At 37.6% G+C, this 23,146-nt stretch carries 16 protein-coding genes; 5 read left to right on the top strand and 11 right to left on the bottom strand.

Going from position 1 to position 23,146, the window contains the following annotated elements:
• Positions 1-20 precede the first annotated feature (20 nt).
• The 6 genes from panP to CXF79_RS01355 form a co-directional block, all read right to left on the bottom strand.
• Positions 21-1,661, bottom strand: a complete 1,641-nt coding sequence (gene panP / locus CXF79_RS01330; RefSeq protein WP_101153600.1) for a pyridoxal-dependent aspartate 1-decarboxylase PanP — start codon at positions 1,659-1,661, stop codon at positions 21-23.
• 165 nt (positions 1,662-1,826) lie between these two features.
• Positions 1,827-2,570 carry a tRNA (guanine(46)-N(7))-methyltransferase TrmB gene (gene trmB / locus CXF79_RS01335; protein ID WP_101153601.1) on the bottom strand — a complete coding sequence of 248 codons (744 nt, stop codon included), beginning with the start codon at positions 2,568-2,570 and terminating at the stop codon, positions 1,827-1,829.
• A gap of 1 nt (position 2,571) precedes the next feature.
• Positions 2,572-3,336 carry an ABC transporter permease gene (locus CXF79_RS01340; RefSeq protein ID WP_011041848.1) on the bottom strand — a complete coding sequence of 255 codons (765 nt, stop codon included), beginning with the start codon at positions 3,334-3,336 and terminating at the stop codon, positions 2,572-2,574.
• Positions 3,337-4,317 carry an ABC transporter ATP-binding protein gene (locus CXF79_RS01345; protein WP_101153602.1) on the bottom strand — a complete coding sequence of 327 codons (981 nt, stop codon included), beginning with the start codon at positions 4,315-4,317 and terminating at the stop codon, positions 3,337-3,339.
• 546 nt (positions 4,318-4,863) lie between these two features.
• Positions 4,864-5,094: a hypothetical protein gene (locus CXF79_RS01350; protein WP_041736669.1), complete on the bottom strand. Its 231-nt coding sequence runs from the start codon at positions 5,092-5,094 to the stop codon at positions 4,864-4,866.
• Between the two features lie 77 nt (positions 5,095-5,171).
• Positions 5,172-5,570: a hypothetical protein gene (locus CXF79_RS01355; protein ID WP_101153603.1), complete on the bottom strand. Its 399-nt coding sequence runs from the start codon at positions 5,568-5,570 to the stop codon at positions 5,172-5,174.
• Between the two features lie 474 nt (positions 5,571-6,044).
• Here CXF79_RS01355 and CXF79_RS01360 point away from each other — a divergent pair, with 474 nt between their 5' ends.
• On the top strand, positions 6,045-6,416 hold the full coding sequence (locus CXF79_RS01360) for a hypothetical protein (RefSeq protein WP_101153604.1): 372 nt from the start codon (positions 6,045-6,047) through the stop codon (positions 6,414-6,416).
• A 2-nt stretch (positions 6,417-6,418) separates the two neighbouring features.
• Here the strand turns inward: CXF79_RS01360 and CXF79_RS01365 are convergent, their stop codons facing one another.
• Together CXF79_RS01365 and CXF79_RS01370 are read right to left on the bottom strand one after the other, a co-directional pair.
• Complete coding sequence (locus tag CXF79_RS01365; RefSeq protein WP_101153605.1) at positions 6,419-9,103, bottom strand: serine/threonine-protein kinase; 2,685 nt, start codon at positions 9,101-9,103, stop codon at positions 6,419-6,421.
• A complete protein-coding gene (locus tag CXF79_RS01370) occupies positions 9,096-10,109 on the bottom strand; it encodes an FHA domain-containing protein (RefSeq protein WP_101153606.1) in 1,014 nt (337 codons plus the stop codon). The genes CXF79_RS01365 and CXF79_RS01370 overlap by 8 nt, the downstream gene beginning before the upstream one ends.
• A gap of 516 nt (positions 10,110-10,625) precedes the next feature.
• On the opposite strand from CXF79_RS01370, the gene CXF79_RS01375 reads away from it, so the two are divergent.
• Complete coding sequence (locus tag CXF79_RS01375; RefSeq protein ID WP_101153607.1) at positions 10,626-11,498, top strand: lysophospholipid acyltransferase family protein; 873 nt, start codon at positions 10,626-10,628, stop codon at positions 11,496-11,498.
• A gap of 171 nt (positions 11,499-11,669) precedes the next feature.
• Here the strand turns inward: CXF79_RS01375 and pulA are convergent, their stop codons facing one another.
• A complete protein-coding gene (gene pulA / locus CXF79_RS01380) occupies positions 11,670-14,651 on the bottom strand; it encodes a pullulanase-type alpha-1,6-glucosidase (protein ID WP_101153608.1) in 2,982 nt (993 codons plus the stop codon).
• A gap of 108 nt (positions 14,652-14,759) precedes the next feature.
• Positions 14,760-15,701 carry a LysR family transcriptional regulator gene (locus tag CXF79_RS01385; protein WP_101153609.1) on the bottom strand — a complete coding sequence of 314 codons (942 nt, stop codon included), beginning with the start codon at positions 15,699-15,701 and terminating at the stop codon, positions 14,760-14,762.
• Positions 15,702-15,929: 228 nt separating this feature from the next.
• Here CXF79_RS01385 and CXF79_RS01390 point away from each other — a divergent pair, with 228 nt between their 5' ends.
• The 3 genes from CXF79_RS01390 to CXF79_RS01400 all read left to right on the top strand — a co-directional run bounded on the left by CXF79_RS01390 (position 15,930) and on the right by CXF79_RS01400 (position 21,971).
• The gene (locus tag CXF79_RS01390) at positions 15,930-16,865 is read left to right on the top strand and encodes a TlpA family protein disulfide reductase (RefSeq protein WP_101153610.1); all 936 of its coding nucleotides are present in this window, start codon (positions 15,930-15,932) and stop codon (positions 16,863-16,865) included.
• A gap of 595 nt (positions 16,866-17,460) precedes the next feature.
• Entirely contained in the window at positions 17,461-20,280 is a 2,820-nt protein-coding gene (locus tag CXF79_RS01395; RefSeq protein WP_101153611.1) for a TonB-dependent receptor, read from the top strand.
• Positions 20,281-20,480: 200 nt separating this feature from the next.
• Complete coding sequence (locus CXF79_RS01400) at positions 20,481-21,971, top strand: tryptophan halogenase family protein (RefSeq protein WP_101153612.1); 1,491 nt, start codon at positions 20,481-20,483, stop codon at positions 21,969-21,971.
• Positions 21,972-22,140: 169 nt separating this feature from the next.
• Here CXF79_RS01400 and CXF79_RS01405 read toward each other — a convergent pair whose 3' ends face one another.
• A complete protein-coding gene (locus CXF79_RS01405; RefSeq protein WP_101153613.1) occupies positions 22,141-23,118 on the bottom strand; it encodes a zinc-dependent alcohol dehydrogenase family protein in 978 nt (325 codons plus the stop codon).
• Between the last annotated feature and the right edge of the window lie 28 nt (positions 23,119-23,146).

Raw genomic sequence — 23,146 nt, forward strand, 5'->3', positions numbered from 1 at the left:
ACCTTATCGAAGGGAATCAATTAGTCATTTTTTTTTGCTGCTTGTAACAACTCAGGTAAAAATTGCTCACTTTCCTGTGCAAGCTGACATTGCTGCTCCAATATACCTTGCAAAATTTCTTTAGTGGTTAGTGGGTTTGCTAACACAACTCTAAAAACGATAACTTTTTCACCACCATATCGACTTACTTCAATGCGAGTTCGTGAGACAAAAGAGCGTCCATCTTCACGTTGCCGCTTTTGAATGAACTTGGTCAATTTACCGAGTAACATATTAACCGACTTATTCGCTTCATCATCATTTCGAGCTAATAGAGCCTGAACTGACTTAGGTGCATAGCGATACGTTAATAGGCACAATTCGGGGCGAGTAATTAGTTCAAAATCATCATGCTGATGAATAATATCGGCAAAATACTCTGCTTTTTCAATGGCCTGATTAATAAGCATTTCATAACCTGGTCGGCTAATAATATGCAAGCTCGCATATACTAACATCGCCATTCCCGGGCGAGAGCCTTCTAAAGTATGACTACCTAAATCTTTTGAGCCTTTACGTAATATATATTCCGCATGATGCTCAATCGCACTTACCGAGGCAGGATCTTTAAAAATAACCAAACCGGCCCCCATAGGCACATACATCTGTTTATGTGCGTCAATAGTCACTGAGTCAGCTTGTTCAATGCCTTTCAGCAATGGACGGTACTTGTTCGACAATAATGTTGCTCCGCCCCAAGCGGCATCAACATGAAAATGACATTGATTTTGCTGAGCTATCTCAGCAATTTTATCAAGTGGATCAATATTACCGGTTTCAGTTGTACCGGCCACGCCAACAATTGCTAGTACTTTGATATTTTGTGCTGCCAGTTGCTGACATTTATCCGCCAGTTTCTGGCAATCTATTTTATTATGTTCATCGGTAGGTATCGCAATAACATTTTCTTGGCCTATGCCTAAAATATCAGCCGATTTTTTCAAGGAGTAATGACCACGATCGGACACTAAAATAGCTAAGTCTTGGTAGCCATAATGCCTCATAGCACGATGTAACCCCTCGCGAGCCACGCCCCTAAAATCACCATCAGCCTTTAACAGCTTATTACGTGCTACCCACAAGGCGGTAATATTAGCGACAGTTCCACCGGAACAAAAGGCGCCAAGGGAATGTTCAGCACTGTGCATCCAATTTTGGTAAAAAACATCATCGTGTTGATAAACCAAGTTGTGCATCATGCCTAAAACTTGACGTTCTAATGGCGTAAAAGCTTTTGATGTTTCCACTTTAACTAAGTTTTGATTTAAACCCACCATCAACTTAGACAGCGGTAAAATAAAAGAAGGCAATGCTGAGGTCATATGACCGATAAAACTAGGACTTGAAGTATGTACTGACTGCGCGACTAATTTATCGAGCAAATGGTGCATGTGATCAGAAACAAATTCAGGCTGCTCGGGAATACGAGCATTGATGAAATCTTGCTCAATATCAGTTAGCGCATTTTTGCTAGCAACAATGTGATTATTTAAAAAACCCACTAAATTTTGCGACATCTCTTGCTCAAGACGTCCTAAGGTAGAATCAGGAGCTTCAGCAATGGTAAAAATTCGATGTAAAGACTCTTGCGTTGCTTCTGCAATGCGCTTAGTTGCTTTCATAGTTATTCACTTTACTTCAATATACTCACCTGCTTGGCCAACATCAGTTGTGCGCACACGCAAGGTTTTATAATTATTGGCTATTTGTAACCGAGACGAAAAACAAACTTTAATAAAAAATAGCGCAAAAGTCTCGTGATTTCGTCACCAAAACCACAATCATTGCTATCGTTGCAGTAGTAATTGCCAACAAATTTGATCGCTGGCTTGATATTTTGCTTCGAACGGCGTTAATGCTAACGAAGAGTCAACCACTGGCAAAGCGTCAATTTGACCGCGTAAATCGACCAATTTAGCCGCTTGTTGAAATTCAGCTAAATAAATACGCCAATTGCTACGCAAAATAAGCTGCTGACCAATACTGGTCATTTGTGGGAAAACTGCACTACCATGCCAACGGCGTTGTAAGTGTTTAGACTTTGGCCAAGGATTAGGATATAAAATGTAGTGTTTTGATACTGGCCAATCAGCAGCTTTAACTAATCGATAAAAATCATTCAAGTCTGCGCGTACTAAATGATAGTTTTCTGCACTAAAACCATCATCAACATCGAAACCTTCAACATTACGATTAATTCTATGATCTGACTTATCCACGCCAATCACTAACGCTTGTGGGTTTTGTTTGGCTAAAATACGCGTACTTTGGCCGACACCACAACACGCATCCAAGATAACCTCTCCCCCAGGATTTGCCACTAAAAAGGCATTCACCAAAGCATCCATTTGCGCAAAGGCTTCTTTAGTATGTGCTTGATAAGGCTTTTGGGAAGCATGAGTTAGATGTCTTTTCACCACTTCATCGAGCTTTTCGTGAATACCTTCTTGATTACTAATAATCGCCTTAGAATCACCCAATGATGTTTGAGTATCAATAGTGTTTATACTCGTTGTCGTATTAGCTGCCATGTTAGCTTCTTAGTCCTATACCTTTAGAGATAAGTACCATCGCAATGGTAAATAAAGTAACAATAAAGAAACCAATTACTGCAAAAGCGGTAACTAGACTCACATCAGATATACCTAAAAAACCGTATCTAAAAGCATTAACCATATACACAATAGGATTAATTTGAGAAACGCCCTGCCAAAATTCAGGTAATAAACTAATCGAATAAAACACACCTCCAAGGTAAGTCAATGGCGTTAAAATAAAGGTAGGTATAATTGAAATATCATCAAAACTGCCAGCAAAAATTGCGTTAATTAAGCCACCTAAAGCGAAGGTTGCCGACGTTAACGTTACCGTAGCGATTATCACCCAGATATTGTGCAGTTGAATATCAACAAAAAGTAATGAAACTATGGTAACAATTAAGCCAACTAAAATACCGCGACACATTCCGCCGCCAACATAGCCAGCCACAATCACCCAATTTGGCACAGGTGCTACTAACATTTCCTCTACATTTCGCTGCCACTTGGCACTAAAAAACGACGAGGCCACGTTAGAATACGAGTTAGTAATAACACTCATCATAATCAAGCCTGGCACAATAAACGACATATAATCAAAGCCGCCCATTTCACCAATACGCGAACCAATCAATGAGCCAAAAATAACAAAATACAAGCTAATAGTTATAGCGGGTGGTACTAAGGTTTGCACCCAAATACGGGTAAAACGTTGGATTTCTTTCGTTAAAATACTTTTTAACGCAATAGAGTTATTCATTTAGTTTGCTCCAACGACAGCACTTAGCTGGTCAGTTTGAGTAGTACTCGGTTTTTTATTTATCAAGTTGACAAACAAAGCCTCTAAGCGGTTACTTTTATTACGCATACTCAGCACTTCAATATCAGCAGCGTTTAATTGTTCAAAAATTTGATTAAGGTTTTGCGATTTTTTTAAATCGACTTCCAAGGTATGGTCATCAATAATTCGATAAGCGACAGATTGTGATTGCTCGGAAAATTGCTCTAATTTACTTAGCGTTATATTCGCTTGAAGATCAAACACAAAAGTTTCAACATCCAGTTGTGCTAATAATTTTTTCATACTGGTATCTTCAACAATCTCACCACCATCAATGATAGCAATATTGCGACAAAGCATTTCAGCTTCTTCTAAATAGTGCGTGGTAAGAATAATGGTAATACCTTGCTCATTTAACTCTTTTAGAAAGTTCCACATTGAACGGCGCACTTCAATATCAACACCTGCGGTAGGTTCATCTAAAATCAACATTTGTGGTTCATGCATTAACGCGCGCGCAATCATTAAACGACGTTTCATACCACCAGAGAGTGCACGAGCGGGTTCATCACGCTTGTCCCATAATTCTAACTGCTTTAAGTATTTTTCTGCACGCTGTATCGCGATAGGTTTACTTACGCCGTAATAGCCTGCTTGATTAACTAAAATATTAACCAAGGGCTCAAACTGACTAAAGTTAAATTCTTGCGGCACCAGTCCAATAAAACTTTTAGCTTTTTCTAAATCGGTATCAATGTCGTAACCAAAGACTTTTACTTGACCGCCCGTTTTATTAACCAATGAAGTTATCACGCCGATAGAAGTAGACTTACCTGCACCATTAGGACCAAGCAAGGCAAAAAAGTCGCCCTGCTTTACGGTTAAATCTATGCCTTTTAACGCTTGAAAACCGCCTTTATAGGTCTTTTCAAGTGCGCTAATTTCTAGTGCGTATGTCATGTTAACTGCCAATCAAAATAAGGATGGAGTATAAATATGGAGTCGAACAACTCATTTTCAATAGCAAGGTTATGATATTTATAGTCGTTACTATTCAAAATGTAAGAATTTCGTGAGAATTTAATTTTTTTCTTCCGCTGATGTTACCAATAATACCATTTACATTAATTTAGTTATCAAAATTCAATGAGGATAAATCTTCAAGTTCAAGGCGCGTGATTGAGCAATAGCTGGCTATTGGGATTGAGCGCAATGCAGAAAGTGTAGATATAGACCATTTGAAGATGGGCAATTACTTAATGTAATTGGTATAACTTAAAAGAAGGGAATTAACTTCGCTGTAGTATTATATAGCATTGAAAGCGAAGAATTTAAGATGTATTTATTAGCTCCTGATTCAGTAGAGGGTGTAATTTTGATAAGCACTATGATTACCTAAAAAATAAAAAGGGCAATCAGTGTTAACTAGTTACCCTTATCATGTGTAAATTATCGATTAGCTAAAGCGTGATGAAAACATGAAAAGACAAGGGGTATATACCCCTTCTATTCTCCTTTACGGAGTGGGAGCGCTTGGTCTTGTTCTAAATGGTTCAGGTGGCATAACATATTAATAAAATTCTGCGCCTCTGTTAAACTACCAAAACGACCGATAGCATCCTCATCAGGATCAACTACCTCATAAGAAATTCTTATTACGTTATCATTTCCATCTAATACATCAACTTGAACCAAATTGAAACCAGACTTACTTAAGAGAGTTTTTCTATTTTTCATACGCAACTCCAGTTGCAAAACTCGGTACAAAAAGTAGTCCGTCCCCTTCAGTATGAGCAACTATTTCAAAAATGATGTTAGTTTTTGATGAATGAATTAACGCCATCGCTATACCCTAGAGCAAAAGCTTGATGAACACTCTTTTGATCGCCACCATCACTTACTGGCGCATCACCAAGACTTTCAATATCCAAACTAATAAATTGTTGTAACAGAGAACCCTGCTCGAACCCTGAGTTATACGCGCATTGACAACACTTATTTGCTCCCTTAGCATGCAATTGATGCGGAGCTAAATTTGTAAGCAAACTTTCGTCTACTTGCCTTACATGAGGTTGGCTGCATGGCGCTGAATTATTCTTATTCACTATCTTTAATCCACGAGTGCCTTTAGTTTTTTCTGAATCTGAAACAGCATCAGCCTCAAGGTTTAAGCCCCGATTTGAATCTAATTTTAGTGATAATATTGCATGCATTATTTTGCCTTCCCAACTCTAAAAGTATCAGTGTTTTCAAAGAAACTTGTTATTTTTTAGCCTCAATTAACTATCCCACATTTAAATGTCAAAGAACATTACACGCCATTACAAAAACGATGACATTGATGAAATATTGAGTAAAACAAATGAATTTTTTAGGTAGGTTGTGCAATAAAAATGACACTACATTACGAAAATAAAATATTGATAATTTTAATACCAAATTATTGACAAAAAAATAAAAATACAATAAGCAACCATTTAACAGTAACTTATTAGAGGGGAAAATAGTGAAAAAGCAAATATATAGCAGTATTAAATAGACTGTAATTGGCTGTCATGGTTTAAGGCGCACCTAGTCTATAAATTTGTACCCAGCTTTGAAGGGAACTAAATCCTTCTTCACATAAATTACTTTTACATGAACTACATACTTCACACATATATCACAAAAATTAAATAGGAAATGTCATGAACAAATATATTAAAGTTTTATCTATGGTACTAGCGCTAACGAGCAGTGTTTATTTACCTAGCGCTATTGCAGCGAGCACTACTAGTTCTACCGAGATGTTAATCACGCTTGCAGAGACTGACCCAGTGTTAGTTGACCGATTAAATGACATTGCCTTAAATGATCCAAAACTACTCAAGAAAATATTAAAATTGGCTGGTTCAGACGCGACTCAGTTAGAGAGATTATTAGATTTAGCTGAGTCAGATCCTGAGACATTTGAAAAACTAGTGACCATTAAGAATGTTGAAACAACGCAAGAATTAACAGTAGAAGAACCTATGTATTCAACTTTTGGTGCTATTAAAGATGGCGATATAATGCAATAAGCTTAACCTCTGCAACGAGCCGAATTTTTATACTGTTCCATTAAAAGTATAAAATCTTCGTTATCACAAAGTTTATCAAACCAAGGAAGGTTAAACCAAACGACGCCAACATTGTTTTTTAATGCTGCCTCAACATAATGAACCGCCGAAGCTCTTTCTTTCAATAAACTGTACACTATAGCTGAACTATAAAATACGTCGCCACTTTCAGGTGCTAAGTTTTGCGCTTTACTTAACGTTGCTATCGCCAAATTTGCTTTATTTAACTGTCCGTATGCCTGCGCTAAATATGTTAAATCCTGAATTTCATCTTTTTCTGACAAAATAACAACCACTTGTTGATAATGAGATATTGCTGATTGTTCATACCCCAATATCATTTCAATATCGGCTAAATTTAATAAATTCACAGGATGATTTGGGTTTTGTTTTAAGGCTTTTCGCGCTGATTTTAGCGATTTATCGTATTGCTTATTCAAACCATAAGCCAGACTTAAATTAGTTAAGTCTGTGCCATTATTCAAATCAGTAACTACTTTTTCATAGGCAGAAATAGCTAAATAAAGTTTCCCTTGCAGTAACCAAATATTGGCTTGTAAGCGCTTCGCTTTATAATTCTCGGGAACAACTTCTAACATTCTATCTAATGTAGCTTCAGCTCTTGCTAAATCGCCCATCCGCCAATAACTAAAAGCTAAATTATATAATAACGCAGTACTTGGTCTAAGTCCGATTGCCTCTTCAAAAGTATCTGCCGCTTTTTGATATTGACCTTTAGAAAAAAACAAAATTGCATTGAGTTCACTTAAAACAAAATTACTAGCGCCTCTATTTCTTGCCTCTACAATTTGTTGTTGCGCGATAGCATGCTCTTTAACTTTATACGCTACAAAAAAGCTATCTATAGCGTGGTAAACACTATAACGATATTCCGGTGGAGATTTTTGTAATAATAATTCAAGCTTTTTAAGGTGAGTTTTATCACGAGTATCTGAATATAATTTGGAAGCAGTTTCACGATACAAACCATAAGCCGCATACAAATAAGGCGAGCGTGTTAACAAGGCTTCTAATTTAGTCAAACTTTCGACACTATATTCGCCTTGTCCTTTAATCTGACTGTAAAGCTCAATATAGTTTCGGTAGTCATTTTCATTAATAGGCCGTTGTACTAAACCTGATTGATTGACTTCTGATTCTTCAGGAAAAAGCGATGCAAACTGCGTTTGGCTGGTGCTAAAAATAGCATTAAATTTACCTATCGGTGCTAACCAGTTTTTCTCAGTCTTTACTGATAAATTATCACTGGTATCTTCATTAACCACCAAGCGTGAAAAGCTCACTTTACAGCGACTATTATCACACTCCAGTGTGGTTGAAATAATGTCTGATGCACCCGTTGCTTGCCTTAGTTTGTTCAAATCGTCTGGGTATTCTTTGGTAATAGCCTTAACTTCACGTTGCGAGATTAAATACATATTTTTAGTATTTATCACCGCTTGACGTAAAGCATCTTCAACCGCTGAGATAACTAAATCTTGCTGCATTGGTGCCATTAATGGACTATCTGATAAGGTTGGCTTTAAAATAACCACTTGTTTAGTTTCAATTTCTTGCGTGCTATTAAACCAAACAGTCATTATTACAACGAGGCATATTAAGGCTACGCTAATAATTTGTTTAAAACTTAGCTTAAACCCGTTAGTTGCTGGATTCTCTGGTGCTAGTAGGTTTTGATTATTTTGTTGAAGTGGAGCAGTATTTTCAGCATGAGCATAGTCATTACTAGTTACATTCGATAAAGGAAAACCACTTAAAGGCATTGTCGCTTGTTCACTTATTTCGGCTTGCAATAATGCCGTTCTAATATGCTTTAAACGATTCTCGATGGCTTCAGCGGTTAATGTTCGTTGCTCAAGCGGTTTAACTAACATTTCCATTAACAAATCAGTTAACGCACTGGGTGCATTTAACATTAAGTTTTTCGCGTGTTCCGGTGTGTGTTCACAAATTCTTTTCGCAACGTCTGTCGCAGAACCACCATTATTACCGTAAGCAAAAGGATGGCTACCCACCATTAATTGATAAGCAATAATACCGAATGAAAAGATATCACTACGATAATCTACCGCCTGCAGCTTTATTTGCTCTGGTGACATAAAAAGTAAACTTCCAAACTGCAGCGGATTATTACTTGCTGTCTGTTCACTATTTTGGCTTTCATTACTCGCCAATAAAGCAATACCAAAGTCAGTGATTTTTAACTGCCCTTGGTCATTCACTAGTATATTACTAGGCTTTAAATCACAATGAATCACACCATTTTTATGTGCCGCAGCTAATCCTGCTGAAAGTTGCTGTAATAAATCTAGTTTCTGTACCAGAGTGGTATAGGCTTCCTGTTGAAACTGAGTCAGCGTTTTACTGTTGAAATACTCCATAACCAAGGAGATATGATCACCTTCATCATGGACATTATAAATTTGAATAATATTAGAATGGTTCACACGTGCTAATAAACGTGCTTCTTTGAGAGCGTGATTAACCTCATCATCTTTAGGCTGGTAGGTTAATTCTTTAATGGCAACTTGTCGTTGTAATTGATTATCTTGGGCTAGGTAAACTTTACCCATACCACCTTCACCCAACAATCGTTCACGGCTGTAATGAGGTAACTTGTTATCCATGTAATACCGTAAGGGATACTTTATCTTGTCCGCGATTTACGATCAGTTCATTGCCTTTATATATACGATAAAAAACGCCAGCAAAACGTATCTTCTTACCTTTACGCTCAATTAACTCATCACCATCGCAAGCACCATCAAACATGTCTCTAAATTGCTGTTTAGCGCGACAAACATGTGTATTGAATAATGTGATGTCACATCCTAACTCTTTAGTTAGTGTTTCTGGTAAACGCCAGCCTTGGTTATCGGCATCGATACCTTGTTTAGCATCTTCATCACGATGTCTCGCTAAGCTCAATGTTAAGTAATGATGTGCTTTATTAGCTAAACAAAATTTTTCATCATCCGTTGTTACCGTTAATTCGGTATTTTCTTCATCTAGACTTAAGTTAAAACGATACTTTATTTGATCAACCGATAGTTTAGCTTTAGCCATTAATACGGTATTTTCAGTTAAAGGGATTAATTTAAGTTGCCATTTTTGATTATTGAAAAATAATAAATCTGAATTGGCGACAGGGTAAGCACTGCCATCTGTATCAATAAGGAATTCTTTATACCACTGATCTTTACTTGGTACATAAAATAAAGCGATCTCAGGATTCTGCTCCGAAGGAAGTAAATTACCATCAGCCAAAACAATTGGAGATTCAGTAACGCAATCACCCGGTTGGGCAATGGGCAGTAACATATTTTGCGGTGGTCTCAGATCTTGTATCTCAAAGCCATGACTTTCACCTGAAGCAAAAAAAACTTTATCTCCAACCTTAAGTTTATGTGGGTTATCTTTGACTAATTTTTGATTGTTTACCCATGTACCATTATTACTTAAATCTCGAATAAGCCATTGGTTATTATTCCATTCAACAACCGCGTGAATGCGAGAGACTTCTTGAGCATTAATGACAGTATCAACATTAGTTGGTGAACGACCAAAACAATGACAAGCATTTAAATAACTTAACGCTTCGTTTTTATTATTTAGATTTAAAATAGCAGCCATATGATTATCATTGATACATTAAGTAATTACGGAGATGCAAAATATGCATAGGTTATATGATTGTATATAAATACAAGAGACTCTTCTAGTGGGATGATAAGTTATATTCTGGCGGGAAAAATATGGTGTAAAGCTACTATTTACTAATATTCATCTAAAATACAATAGATTAGCCTAAAAGATATAATTACTAGGCAATAAACGGAAACAAATTGAAATAAAAAACAGGTTAAAACACTTGGTAAGTAACTAATAAATTGCTCAAACCACCTGTTTTAAACGTTATAGCAATAAAAAAAAGGTGATTTTTCTTATAAAAAACTAGCTAAGCGATTGTTATTCTTAATAACAACATGCACTAGCGTAGGCTTCCTAATACAACTTTGAAACAGTCATTTAAATTTAGTTGTTATTATTAGCAGTTAAGCGAACAAAATTAATACCTACATCAATATTTTTGACTACTTTCCTGTTACAATTGCGCCATCTCAGTAGTAACTTTATATTGACTTTATCATGGCTAAAAAAGAACTCACCATAAGAGAAAAAACCATCTTTGACGGTATTTTCACAAAATATTTCTTAAAATTCATTTTCACTCTGTGGTTTAAACTTGCGGGATGGAAACTTTGTAAAACCGCGCCTGAAGGTGCTGGTGTTGCGATTGCTGCACCACATACCTCAAACTGGGATTTTGTTTACGCCCTAGGTGCTGCCATTTTACAAGATGTAAAAATTTACTTTTCGGTAAAAGACAGCTTATGCCGAGTACCCGTATTAGGTACTTGGATGATGTATCTAGGCGCGATACCTATTAATCGCTCTGCAAAAGGCGTAGGCCAAGTTGAGCAGATAAAACAATTTATCAATAGCCAAAAATTAAACCGGGTATTTTTCCTATTTACTCCTGAAGGCACGCGTGGCCCAGTACCTAAATGGAAGTCGGGCTTTTACCATGTGGCTCAAGGCTGCAACTTACCTATTTTTTTAGCCAAGGTTGATTACTTAAGCAAAGAAGCAGGAGTTTTTCACACCTTTAAATTAACGGAAGATAGAAGTAGTGACATAAAAGCAATTCAAGCTTCTTATGAAAGCATTCAAGGCAAGTTTCCATTAGATCAATATCCTGCATACAAAGGCCAAATGCCAAAAATATCTGAAGCTGAAGCCAAGATAATTAAAGCGTTGTATTCTTTTAAAGGCGTAGCCACTAAGCTTGAAATTACCACCAAAGCAAAATTAGGTGAGTTATCAACGACTATGCTGGACTACTTAATTGATAAGGGCTTGTTAGAAAAAAATATGGATAGTGATAAAAATGGCGAGCCTAGTTATCAATTGACCTTTGCAGGTCGTGGTTGTTTCTTACATTTATCCCCGAGCGTTTAATTAACACTTTTAACGCTAAGACTAAAAGAATTATAGCTTAAGTATTAATTAACTAAATCTATCGTTAAATAACAAAGGCTCAGTTTATCCACTTCACATGGCATAAACTGGGCCTTTTAGTTTTATTCACACCTAGGTTGTTTCCCTATAGATAAGTAAAGCTTAACTCGCTTATTTACTGTCAGGCTTTACAAATACTACGCTGGATAATGGCGGAACAATAAAACCTTTTACCGTTACTTTACTTTGTTTAACCACTTCATCACTTCCCATTTGTTGGATCGGGTGTAATTGATATCCGTGAGTGCTAGTAGAATCAAAGTCCTCTTTAAAGTTATAGTTAAATGTCTGTGTTTTATCACTGGTATTGAAGATAACCAGTAAACTTTGATATTTACTGTCTACCGTTTCACCTTGCGTATCATCGATTTTCATCACTAATAAGCCAGTTTGCTGCGCTAAGGTATTATCCCCTTGCTTCGGTGCGCCAGTATTAAGAAAGCTCACTTTATCAATAATGCTCTGTTCAGTGGTCAACCTAAATAATGGGCTACTCATGCGTATAGCTAACATATCGATAAAAGCGTTACTGCTTCGCTGAATTTGCTCAGCGTTGACCTGATCACGCCCTTGGTGCCCAGCAAGCACTTCTTTTATTAACGGCCAGTTGTCTTTATCTTTTTCTGCTGGTGGTAGCCCAACATTATAGAAGTTATCCTGCTTAGAAAAATCAACACGATTGAACCAATCACCGTAATCATAACTGTCCCTAAGAAATGACTTAGAGCGCATAAACTCTGAGCCCATATGAATAAATGGAATACCTTGAGCGAATAAAGCGAAAGACAAGCTTTGTAAATGCATCCGCACCCTATCTTCCGTTGAGACGTCAAACGGTAAGCGGTATTGACTGTTATCCCAAAGCGTTTGATTATCATGTTTGGAAACATAGTTGATAGTGTCTGCCGGATCTAACGCATATCCTGTTGGCTGGTCGCCATAAGGGATATCTTTGCCTAATACTTTCTTGCCATTATTTTCACCTTTGAGAATTCTTAAAGGAAAGTTAATTAAATTCCCTGCTAAGCCAATACGTAATTGGTCCATACGTAAGGCATAGTCAGCCTGAATCTTTTTTTGGTCTTGATTTTCATTAGGGAGCATTAATAGACCATTACCTACGCCCTGAGAATCTCGGGTATTATTACCGCCGCCACGAACAGCATCACGTAATCTATCTGAAAAAGTTCCTATTTCACTACCACCTAACTCTGACTGACTGGCTTGAATAAATTGACTATTACTCGCTACTTCACCAAAGTTCCAACCTTCGCCGTAAAAGTAAGTATCGCTGTCTACTTGGCGCACTGCTTCTCTTGCAGCCAACATTGCATCTTTTGGCTGATGTCCCATTAAGTCAAAGCGAAAACCATCAATTTTATAATCACGAGCCCAGACAACTAACGAGTCTGTCATTAGTTTTGCCATCATTACACGTTCTGTCGCGGTATTATCACAACAGGTCGATTGCTCAATGGCTCCTGACAATGGATCTAGACGGTGGTAATACGTGGGCACTATTTTATCTAATACTGAATTAGGCTCTAAGCCGGCTTGATGAGTATGGTTATAAACCACATCCATAATCACCCTGAAGCCCATAGCATGTAGGCTTTGAACCATTTCTCTAAATTCAACTAAGCGTGATACACCTTTAGCGTCAATAGCATAACTACCTTCTGGCACAGTATAATGAAAAGGATCGTAACCCCAATTGTAGTTATCGACTTCACGTAACTCGCTCACCAGTTGCTGTATTTGCTCTCCTGCAACGCCATAGCTCTGTAATAATGACTTTATTGACTGTTTTTCATCGTAAGGTTGCTGACATAGGCTGATATTTTTTGTAATGGCACAAACTTTACCCAGACTATCATCTATATCAAGGTGTTTACTGTCATCTTCATTGACCGTCGCTATATCAAAAGTAGGTAATAAATGAATGTTATTTAATCCTGCCACTTGCAGCGCTTTTAAATGTTGAATGCCATCAGAGTTTTTCTCGCTAAAGGCTTTGTATTTGCCTTTAAAGCCAGAGTCACTAAGTTGCTGTTCATTAGCACTAAAGTCACGAATATGTGTTTCATAAAAAATATTATCTTCAACATTTTTCACGGTAGGTATTTGCTGATTAAACCAGTCTTTTGGTTGAGTAACGGCGTCATTTAAATCAACAACCTGTGAGTACTCACTATTAACAGACAAACTTAAAGAATAAGGGTCAGTAACAGATAAAGACTCAACTTTTTTTGATGCTGGATGATAAACATTAACTTGATACCTATAATAAGCGTAACTCGCTTGGCTATCTGATAATACCTGCCAAACTCCCGTACTGCTATCTTCTACCATCTCAAGCTTACCATCTGACAGAGCTTGTAAGTTATCATCAAAAAGCTGTACAGAAACAGCTTGTGCTGTTGGTGCCCATAACTTAAAACTAACAGCAGTGCTGACACCCTCGACTTCTTGGTTGCTAATAATTGTTGCGCCTAAATCAGTCACTTCATCGGCGTCATTTTCGCCCTGAGTATAAAGTGCATCAATAACGCCGCCGATTTGCACATAAGCAACTTCTTTGGCTTGCTTACTTGTATTAAGAGAAGGTTCAACGGTTGTATCAATAGTCGCATCGATGGCAACTACCATGATTTGTTGTTTTAACCAACGCTTGCTTTGATCTGGTGTTAATTGCAGTTCAAATGCTTGAAAGTCAGCTAAATGTGGAAACTTTGTAGCCAGTTTTTCAGGAAAATTAACGGGCATTAAATCAATGCTACTAAAACCGACTGCATTTTTGCTTAATAATTGGTATTGAAATTTATTAACTGATTTGGGCAGTACCAATATATTGGTGCTTAACCAATGAGCCGAGCTATTACTAGGTAAGTTATCTAGGTCGTTTACTTTAAAGGCACTTGCCTTAATAGCATTGCCTTTAACTGCGATATCAACGCCTTGATTATCTAACTGAGAAGATTGAGTCGATTTACTTGTTTCCCCACAAGCACTAACTAATAAACTGGCAGAAAGCGCAATATAAACTGCACGGTTAGGGCTTGAAACAGAGTGAAAGAAAGAAGGTATTTTCATAATAAACGAGTCGTTAAAATTGTTATGGATAATAACTTACGCGTTCAGAGATCAGATAAATACTAGTTTTCCCGTCTTACATACGTATTCAAGCTCAAGACGATTTTGCTAACTAGAATTAATTGAGGTATCCAGCCAAGTCTTCGATGGTGTCTCCCCTATTTCTTTAAGGTAATCTTTAACAAACTCGATAAATACCTGTGTGCGTCTGGGAAGATCTTTTCGTTTAGGATAAACAATAAATACCCCTGAACTGGGAAATTCATCAAGTATTGCTACAACCTTCATTTTGCCAGCAACGACTAAAGCCTTAGCATTAAAATGCGGCATAAGGCTAAGACCCAAACCTTCAGCACACATTTGAGCCATTGTTTCACCATCATCAACAATGGTTACCTTTTTCGGTTCAATATTAATTTGACAACCTTTATAGCTAAAATTTATCGGCATAGTCTTGCCTGTTTGCTTAAAACGGAATAACACCCAAGGTAAAGCAACAAGTCCTTCATTCGAAATATCAACCTTTCGAGTCGCCACTAAGTCACTGCTGGCACATATCACAAATGCCATTGGTGACAACTTTTGTGCCACCAAGCGGCTATCGTTTAAAGTCCCACTTCGAATAGAAACATCAACAGCGTCACTAATCATATCAACATATTGATCATTAAAACTGACCTCTAACTCTATATCAGGATAGGCCTTTTTAAATCGACTCAACATCGGCAGCATATACACACGTCCATACGATACCGGTAAATTAATTTTAAGCGCACCACTGTAACTATTATTGGCTGATTTTAGCTCGTATTCACACGATTCAAGTTGTTGATAGAGGGAGCCCACAGTATCAGCATATTTCTGCCCTGCAGAAGTCAAACTTAATTGCCGAGTAGAGCGATAAAGCAATTGCAAACCGAGCTGTTCTTCTAATCTTTTAATCGCTTTACTAACAGTTGATGGGTCTGTTGCATGCTTTTTAGCTGTTGCAGAAAAGCTACCCGTTTCAATAGTCGACATGAACAAAGCAATAGTTTTAAATTTATCCATAGTGATCTTATTAATAAATCGATTAATGAATTATATTCACTAATATAATTCATTATCAGCACTTCTGATAATAATAATTTGACGTAAACTAAGTTTCATTGAACAACTATCTATCAAAATTTATTAATATTTCAACAAATTACCTGTAAAAAGTTAGCTTTAAACCATTACCTATAAATAAGTCACCTTTAACTATCTACCTAACACCACATTGCCAAGGGATCCCTTATGTTCATGCTCAAACGCCTGTTATTGTCCATCACTCTCACATTATTTATCAGCACAATTTCTTTAGTGTACGCCAGTAATCTATCGAAACAGTTATTAACGATTCCAATGACCCTAACCACAGGAGAAGTCGTTACCTTGGAGCAATATCAAGGAAAAAAACCGGTCTATTTAAAGTTTTGGGCTACCTGGTGTAAACCATGTATCAAACAAATGCCGCACTTTGAAAAAATTAACCAGCAACATGGTGATGATTTAGCTGTCATCGCCATTAATTTAGGCATAAATGATAATTTGGCAGCCGTACAAAAAGTACAGCAAGAATTTAATTTATCGATGCCGATGGTTATCGATACCAAAGGTGATTTAGCGCAAGCGTTTAGATTGCTTGGCACGCCGTATCACTTATTATTTGATAAACAAATGAACTTAGTTCACCTCGGCCACAAAGCCGATTCGGTACTTGATAACAAAATTGCCCTTATCAGTGCCACCAAGGAGTTAGATTTACTTGCTGACACTGCCATTGCCGAAACTGAAAAACCGTTGGATTTAGGACTGGATGACAGTAAAACGCACGCTTTTTTATTTACTGCTACTTGGTGTGATTGGTATTTTAAAGACTCTCGCCCCACTGCATCACAGCAATGTATATCAGCACAAAATTCAGTCAATAACTTAACTAAAAAATTCGACAAGTTCGCATGGCAAGGGATTATTTCAAGACTTTGGACTGGCCCCTCTGAATTAGCTAATTACACCAAGAAATACCAGGTAAAACATCCAATTGCAATTGACGTTAGCAATAGCATGTTTCATCAGTATGGCATTAAAGAATTTCCGAGTTTAGTGGTGGTAAAAAACGGTGAAGTTATATTAAAAACCTCTGACTTCTCTAAACCCGAATCTTTAGCAAAACAATTATCTAAGTTGTAAATAAGATAAGTACTCGCAAAGATGGAGGTATTCCCAATCAAACTGTAGATTTATTGAGTAATAATCTGATTACTCGACGAGTCTACATTTAATGTCTACATACCCAACCTTTAGCCAACCTTTCAAAATAGTTTTAAGATAAAATATACATTTTCTCCTAGATTATGGCTGACATTGGCGAGACCCTACAGCTACTTTTCGATCACCTCTGTACCTGACATTAATTTCACAATTTCTATGTATAAAGTTTAATTCAAACACCACATCCGTGGTTTCTGTCTTCCTTTTACAAACAAACATAGTTACTGAGCGCTGTGTAACACGTAAAATATGCCTCAGCTGATCACTTGTTTATTTTTGAATCAATCGTTGCATACGTATTCAATGAGTAAAGAAGACTCAGCTACGCTCTGAATACGTATGCAACGACTATCCATCCGTAATTTGCCCCTTTATATTAAAGTTGTTCACAAATAATAACCAATCGATACATGTGACCACATAACTACATACGTAAAACACAAACATATAATTATTAGGCTAAATGGAAGTTAGCTTATAAAATTAATCACGGATGGCTAGGGGAGAATATTCAATGCTACATTTTAAACCAAGCAAAATGACATTAGCTTTGCTTTCAAGTGGCTTAATGGCATTAAGCACTGCAAGTTATGCTGCCGAAGAAACGAAAGCTGCAGAAGAAGAAGTTGAAGTAATTCAAGTAACAGGTATTCGTGGTAGCTTACAAAGAGCACAAGCGATTAAAATGAGCTCAAACTCAATTGTTGAAGTTCTCTCTGCTGAAGATATCGGTAAATTACCTGATACCAGTGTTGCAGAATCATTAGCCCGTCTTCCTGGTGTAACCGGCGAGCGTCGTAACGGTCGTACTAGTGGTCTATCAGTACGTGGTTTCAATGAAAACTATATTGGTACTTCGTTAAACGGTCGTGAATTACTTGGCATGGGTGATAACCGTGGCGTAGAGTTCGATTTATACCCAACTGAAATAGTATCTAACATTGTAGTATACAAAACACCTGAAGCTGGCCTTATAGCGCAAGGCATTGGTGGTACTATTGATCTACAAACCGTAAGTCCATTAAATTCAGATGCTTCGATGACACTTAATGCTGTTTACGAACAAAATGAAAAAGATTCAGCCAACCCAGATTATGATAACAACGGTCATCGTTTATCATTCAACTATGTCGACCAATTTATGGACGATACCTTAGGCCTAGCTTTTGTTGTTTCTAATCAAGAAACACCTCGCCAAGAAGAGAACTTCCGTGGTTGGGGTTATGCTGATGTTGGCTATGCAAGTTGTGATGATAATGGTGAAAACTGTGTAAAAAAACAAGATTTAAGCGGTAATGATATAGATCCTGCTACAAAAGTTTTAGGTGGCCATGATTCATTTGCCCGCTCTGCTTTGATGGAACGTAGTTCAGTTGCGGCAATTATTGAATATCAACCTAATGACCAACTTAGCGTTAAATTCGATGCCTTATACATAGACTTTAATGAAAGTGATGTACGTCGTGGCCTTGAAGAAGGTGGCCCTGTATGGGGTGGTGTCAACTACGATGTTGCATCAATCGAAAATGGTTTAGTTACTGCAGGTCAATGGGACGGTTTCCATTCAGTAGTTCGTAATGACGCCAGAACGCAAGAGTCTGAACTGACTACCTTTGGCTTAAATGTTGAATATGCCTTAGATGATAATTGGTCGACCGTTTTAGATATATCAACAGGTGATGTTGATAAATCAATCATCGATTTAGAGAGCTATTCAGGTACTGGTCGTGCTGGCGTAGATGGACGTCCATCAGCTGCTCGTTCATGGGAAATGACTTCAACTGGCGTTATGTATAGCGCTCATCCAACGCTTCCAGGTGTTGATTATACTGATGAAAGCCTTATGCGTCTTGCAGGTCCTCAATCATGGGGTGCACCTGTTATTGGCAGTGATGCACAAGATGGTTTTGTTAACCGTCCTGTATTCGAAGAAGAATTAGACAGTATTCGCTTTGAAGTTAACGGTGTAGTTGAATACAGTATTATTAGTGGCATCAGCATCGGTGTTAACTACTCTGAACGTAGTAAAAGTAAAATCAATGAAGGTGATTACCTAACTTCTCCTGAATACCCTGGTGCTGGAGCTATCCCTGATGTTTTAGGTGTTGCAGGTTTAAGCTTCATTGGCATTGATGGTGTCCTTGCCTACGACAGTTTAGGTTTATACAAAAGTGGTTATTATACCGCAACAGAAGCTTCTTTAGTGCAAACTGACCGTTTAGGTGATACCTATACCGTTGATGAAGAAACGTTGACGTTATACGCAAAAGTTGATTTTGAAGCTGATTTTGCTGGCATCTACATGACAGGTAACTTTGGCGTTCAATACATTGACGTTGACCAATCTTCAACAGGTTTTTCAACGGTTGAAAATGCACAAGCTTATGTAGTATCAACACCAGTAAGTGGCGGCGCTTCATATTCGGATGTGTTACCAACACTAAACTTGAATTTTGAAATTGCTGAAAATCAATTTATTCGTACTGGTTTATCAAAAGTCCAAAGTCGTCCTCGTATGGATGATATGCGTCCTAATGCACGTGCTACTTTTGCTTATAACGATAATCAAATTCAAAGTTCAAATCCACAAAATGGTCCTTGGACTGGCAGTGCTGGTAACCCGATGTTAGAGCCTTTAACAGCGAACCAGTTTGATCTTTCTTACGAAAACTACTTTGCTGAAGATGGTTATTTTGCCGCAACATTTTTCTATAAAGATTTAACTAACTGGCATAGAACTTCAGATGCACTAACTGATTTTTCTGATGTGTATATCCCTGAGATACATAAAGATTCTAATGGTGATGCTCCTGCAACGTTGAATGGTTTTGTTAGTACCACCACAGATGGTTTTGAAGGTTTCGTACGTGGTTACGAATTACAAGCAAGTGTTCCATTTCGTATAATGCATGACTCTTTAGAAGGTTTTGGTTTGGTCATTAGTGGAACATTCCTAGATGGTAAACTTAGTGATGGTGGTAAAGTGCCTGGACTTTCTGAAGAAAGTTACTCATTAACCGCTTACTATGAAAGAAACGGCTTCGAAGTTCGTATCGCCGGTACAAAACGTGATGAATTCTTAACTGAAACACGCGGAGGCAGCCTTGCTTTGGAAGCAACTGATGATTTAGGTGCCGAAATTTGGGATGCACAAATCAGTTATGACTTCGATGAATCTGGCATTGAATCACTACAAGGGTTACGTGTTTCATTCCAAGCTCAGAACATTACCGACGAAAAGACTATTCAAGCTGAAGCAAATGATGGAAGACAAATTACCTCTTATCAATCATTTGGTGCTAACTACTCGTTAGGTCTTAACTACTCCTTCTAGTTAGATTGTAGTTAGAGTAAAGCCTGTCAGTATACTGACAGGCTTTTTTTTAAGTGACTTTTGCACTATAAAACGGTTAGGGTCTGTAGGTATTAAATTTTAATCTCTGCTATTGACTACTCTTCAAACCGCAAGACGAAAGAGTGTAGTGCAAAATTCATTTGATTTAATCACACGTTATTTATAAGAGAAACTCAAACATGAATAGTCCAATTAAAAAAGTAGTTGTATTAGGCGGCGGCACTTCTGGATGGATTTCTGCAGCCTTATTGAAAAAAATTCTCGGTTCAGCTATTCAACTTGAGTTAGTCGAGTCTGATGCAATTGGCACTATTGGTGTTGGCGAAGCGACCATTCCACCAATCAAGCACTTAAATAATGTTTTGGGCATAAATGAAGCCGAATTTTTACGTGAAACCAAAGCAACCATAAAACTTGGTATTAATTTTGAAAACTGGAAAAGCCAGGGTCACAGCTATTTACATAGTTTTGGTGCGGCAGGAAAAAGCTTAGCCTTTTGTCATTTTCATCACCTATTAAAGCGCGCCAATCAATTAGAAGATGACAGCCATTTATGGCAATACGATTTAAATTACTTATGTGCTAAAGCAGGTAAATTTGCCCAGATAAAAAGTAAAGACCCTATCATTGAATTACCTTACGCTTATCATTTTGATGCGGGGTTATATGCAAAGTTTTTACGAAAGTTTAGTGAGAAAATAGGCGTAATTAGAACAGAAGGTTTAGTCGAGCACGTTGAGCAATGCCCTAACTCTGGACATATAACGTCTCTTAAGTTGAAAAGTGGGCAAACAGTCACAGGTGATTTGTTTATCGACTGTTCCGGTTTTAAAGGCGTGCTTATTCAAGAAAAACTTCGCACTGGTTATGAAGATTGGAGTCATTTACTGCAATGTGACCGTGCGATTGCGGTACCTTCAGAACGATTAGAAAAAACCTTACCTTATACGCGTTCTATAGCTCATGCCGCAGGCTGGCAATGGCGCATTCCACTGCAACACCGCAACGGTAATGGCTTAGTTTACAGTAGTAGCCATTGTAGTGAACAACAGGCTATGGATACCATAATGGGTAATTTAGACAGTAAAGCCATTGCCGATCCTAAAGTTATTAAGTTTCAAACGGGTCGACGTTACCAACAGTGGAACAAAAATGTTATCGCTATTGGACTATCAAGTGGCTTTTTAGAACCTCTTGAGTCCACCAGTATTCATCTTGTGCAATCTGCTGTTGTCCGCTTAGCACACCTTTTTCCTCATCAGGGTATTAATAGCAGCCTAGTTGATGAATTCAACAAGCAGTCGGCTACTGAATTTGAACAAATAAGAGACTTTTTAGTACTGCATTATCATGCTACAGAGCGCACTGATAGTGATTTTTGGCAAGATATGCGTCATATGAAAATTCCGGACAGTCTCGCCCATAAAATTGAAATATTTAAACAAAGCGGACGATTATTTAGAGAGCAAAATGATTTATTCACTGATAGTTCATGGCTCCAAGTGATGTTAGGACAAGGTGTCGTACCGCAAGATTATCATCCAATAGCCAACATAATGTCTGATGAGAAGCTCGCTGAAATGCTAAGAAAAGTGAAAGAGATTAAGCAAGCACCTATTGATAAACTACCCAGTCATGATGAGTTTTTGAGAATATTCTGTCAGCAGTAGATAGGCGTCTATAAAAGATGATAATGATGATTCTATAAACATCACTGAGACTTTTTGGCTAAGTGCCAGTAAATGAATAGCTACTAATAGTCATTAGCAGCTATTCATTAAATTAAGTTCAGTTGAACTCAGTTCTATTCAATTCAGTTCTATGCAATTATTACAAAATTTATACCGTTAAGGTGATTTTTCCTAATGCTTTACCCGAAGCAAGGTGATCGTGAGCTTTTGCTACCTCCCATATTGAGAAATCGCTTTCATCAATAATAGGGGTAATTTTTCCTGCATCGACCAAGGTTGCAATTTCAGTAAGAATACGGCCATGTGATGCATGGTTAATACCGTGGCATAATGGAATAAGCACTAAAACACTGTGGAATGACAAACTTTTCAGGGCAATTTGTAGTGGATCAGCAATAGGTAAAATAGTCGCTACATGCCCATTTAACTTAGCTGCTTCAAATGATTTCTCAATGTTATCACCTGCAACGGTATCAAATACTTTATCAAAACCAATACCATCGGTGTAAGCCTGCACGTAGTCAGCAACTGACTTAGTCTTATAATCAACTAAGTTATCTGCACCAAGTGTTTTTGCTAACACTTCGTTAGCTGAAGAATAAGTTGCAGTTACATTAGCACCTAATACTTTGGCTAACTGAACCGCAATATGACCAACGCCCCCCGTAGCGCCATGAATAAGTACCTTATCACCTTGTTGCACATTCATTTTGTTAACGAGAGCTTCATAAGAAGTAATTGCGACTAATGGCAGAGCTGCCGCTTGTTTCATTGTCAATGTTTTAGGCTTATTAGCCATTAATAATGCATCAACCAACATAAACTCAGCTAACGCACCGTCAACGCCGTTAATACCACCAGCCATACCGTAAACTTCGTCCCCCACGTTAAAACCGGTAACACCTTCACCCACTTCACAAACAATACCTGCAACATCACCGTGTAATATTTCAGGTAAATTCGCTGACCAAGGTAGCTCAATTGAACGCAGCATAGTATCAATTGGGTTTACACTTGTTGCTTTCACTTCGACTACCATATGGCCTGCTTTAGCAATTGGCTTTGCCTTTTCTGCAAGTTGGAAAACTTCAGTAGATCCAATTTCTTTAATGATCATTGCTTTCATAGGTTTCTCTCTTTATTTGTATGTTTGG

Source organism: Colwellia sp. Bg11-28, from assembly GCF_002836245.1.
Taxonomy (GTDB): domain Bacteria; phylum Pseudomonadota; class Gammaproteobacteria; order Enterobacterales; family Alteromonadaceae; genus Colwellia; species Colwellia psychrerythraea_A.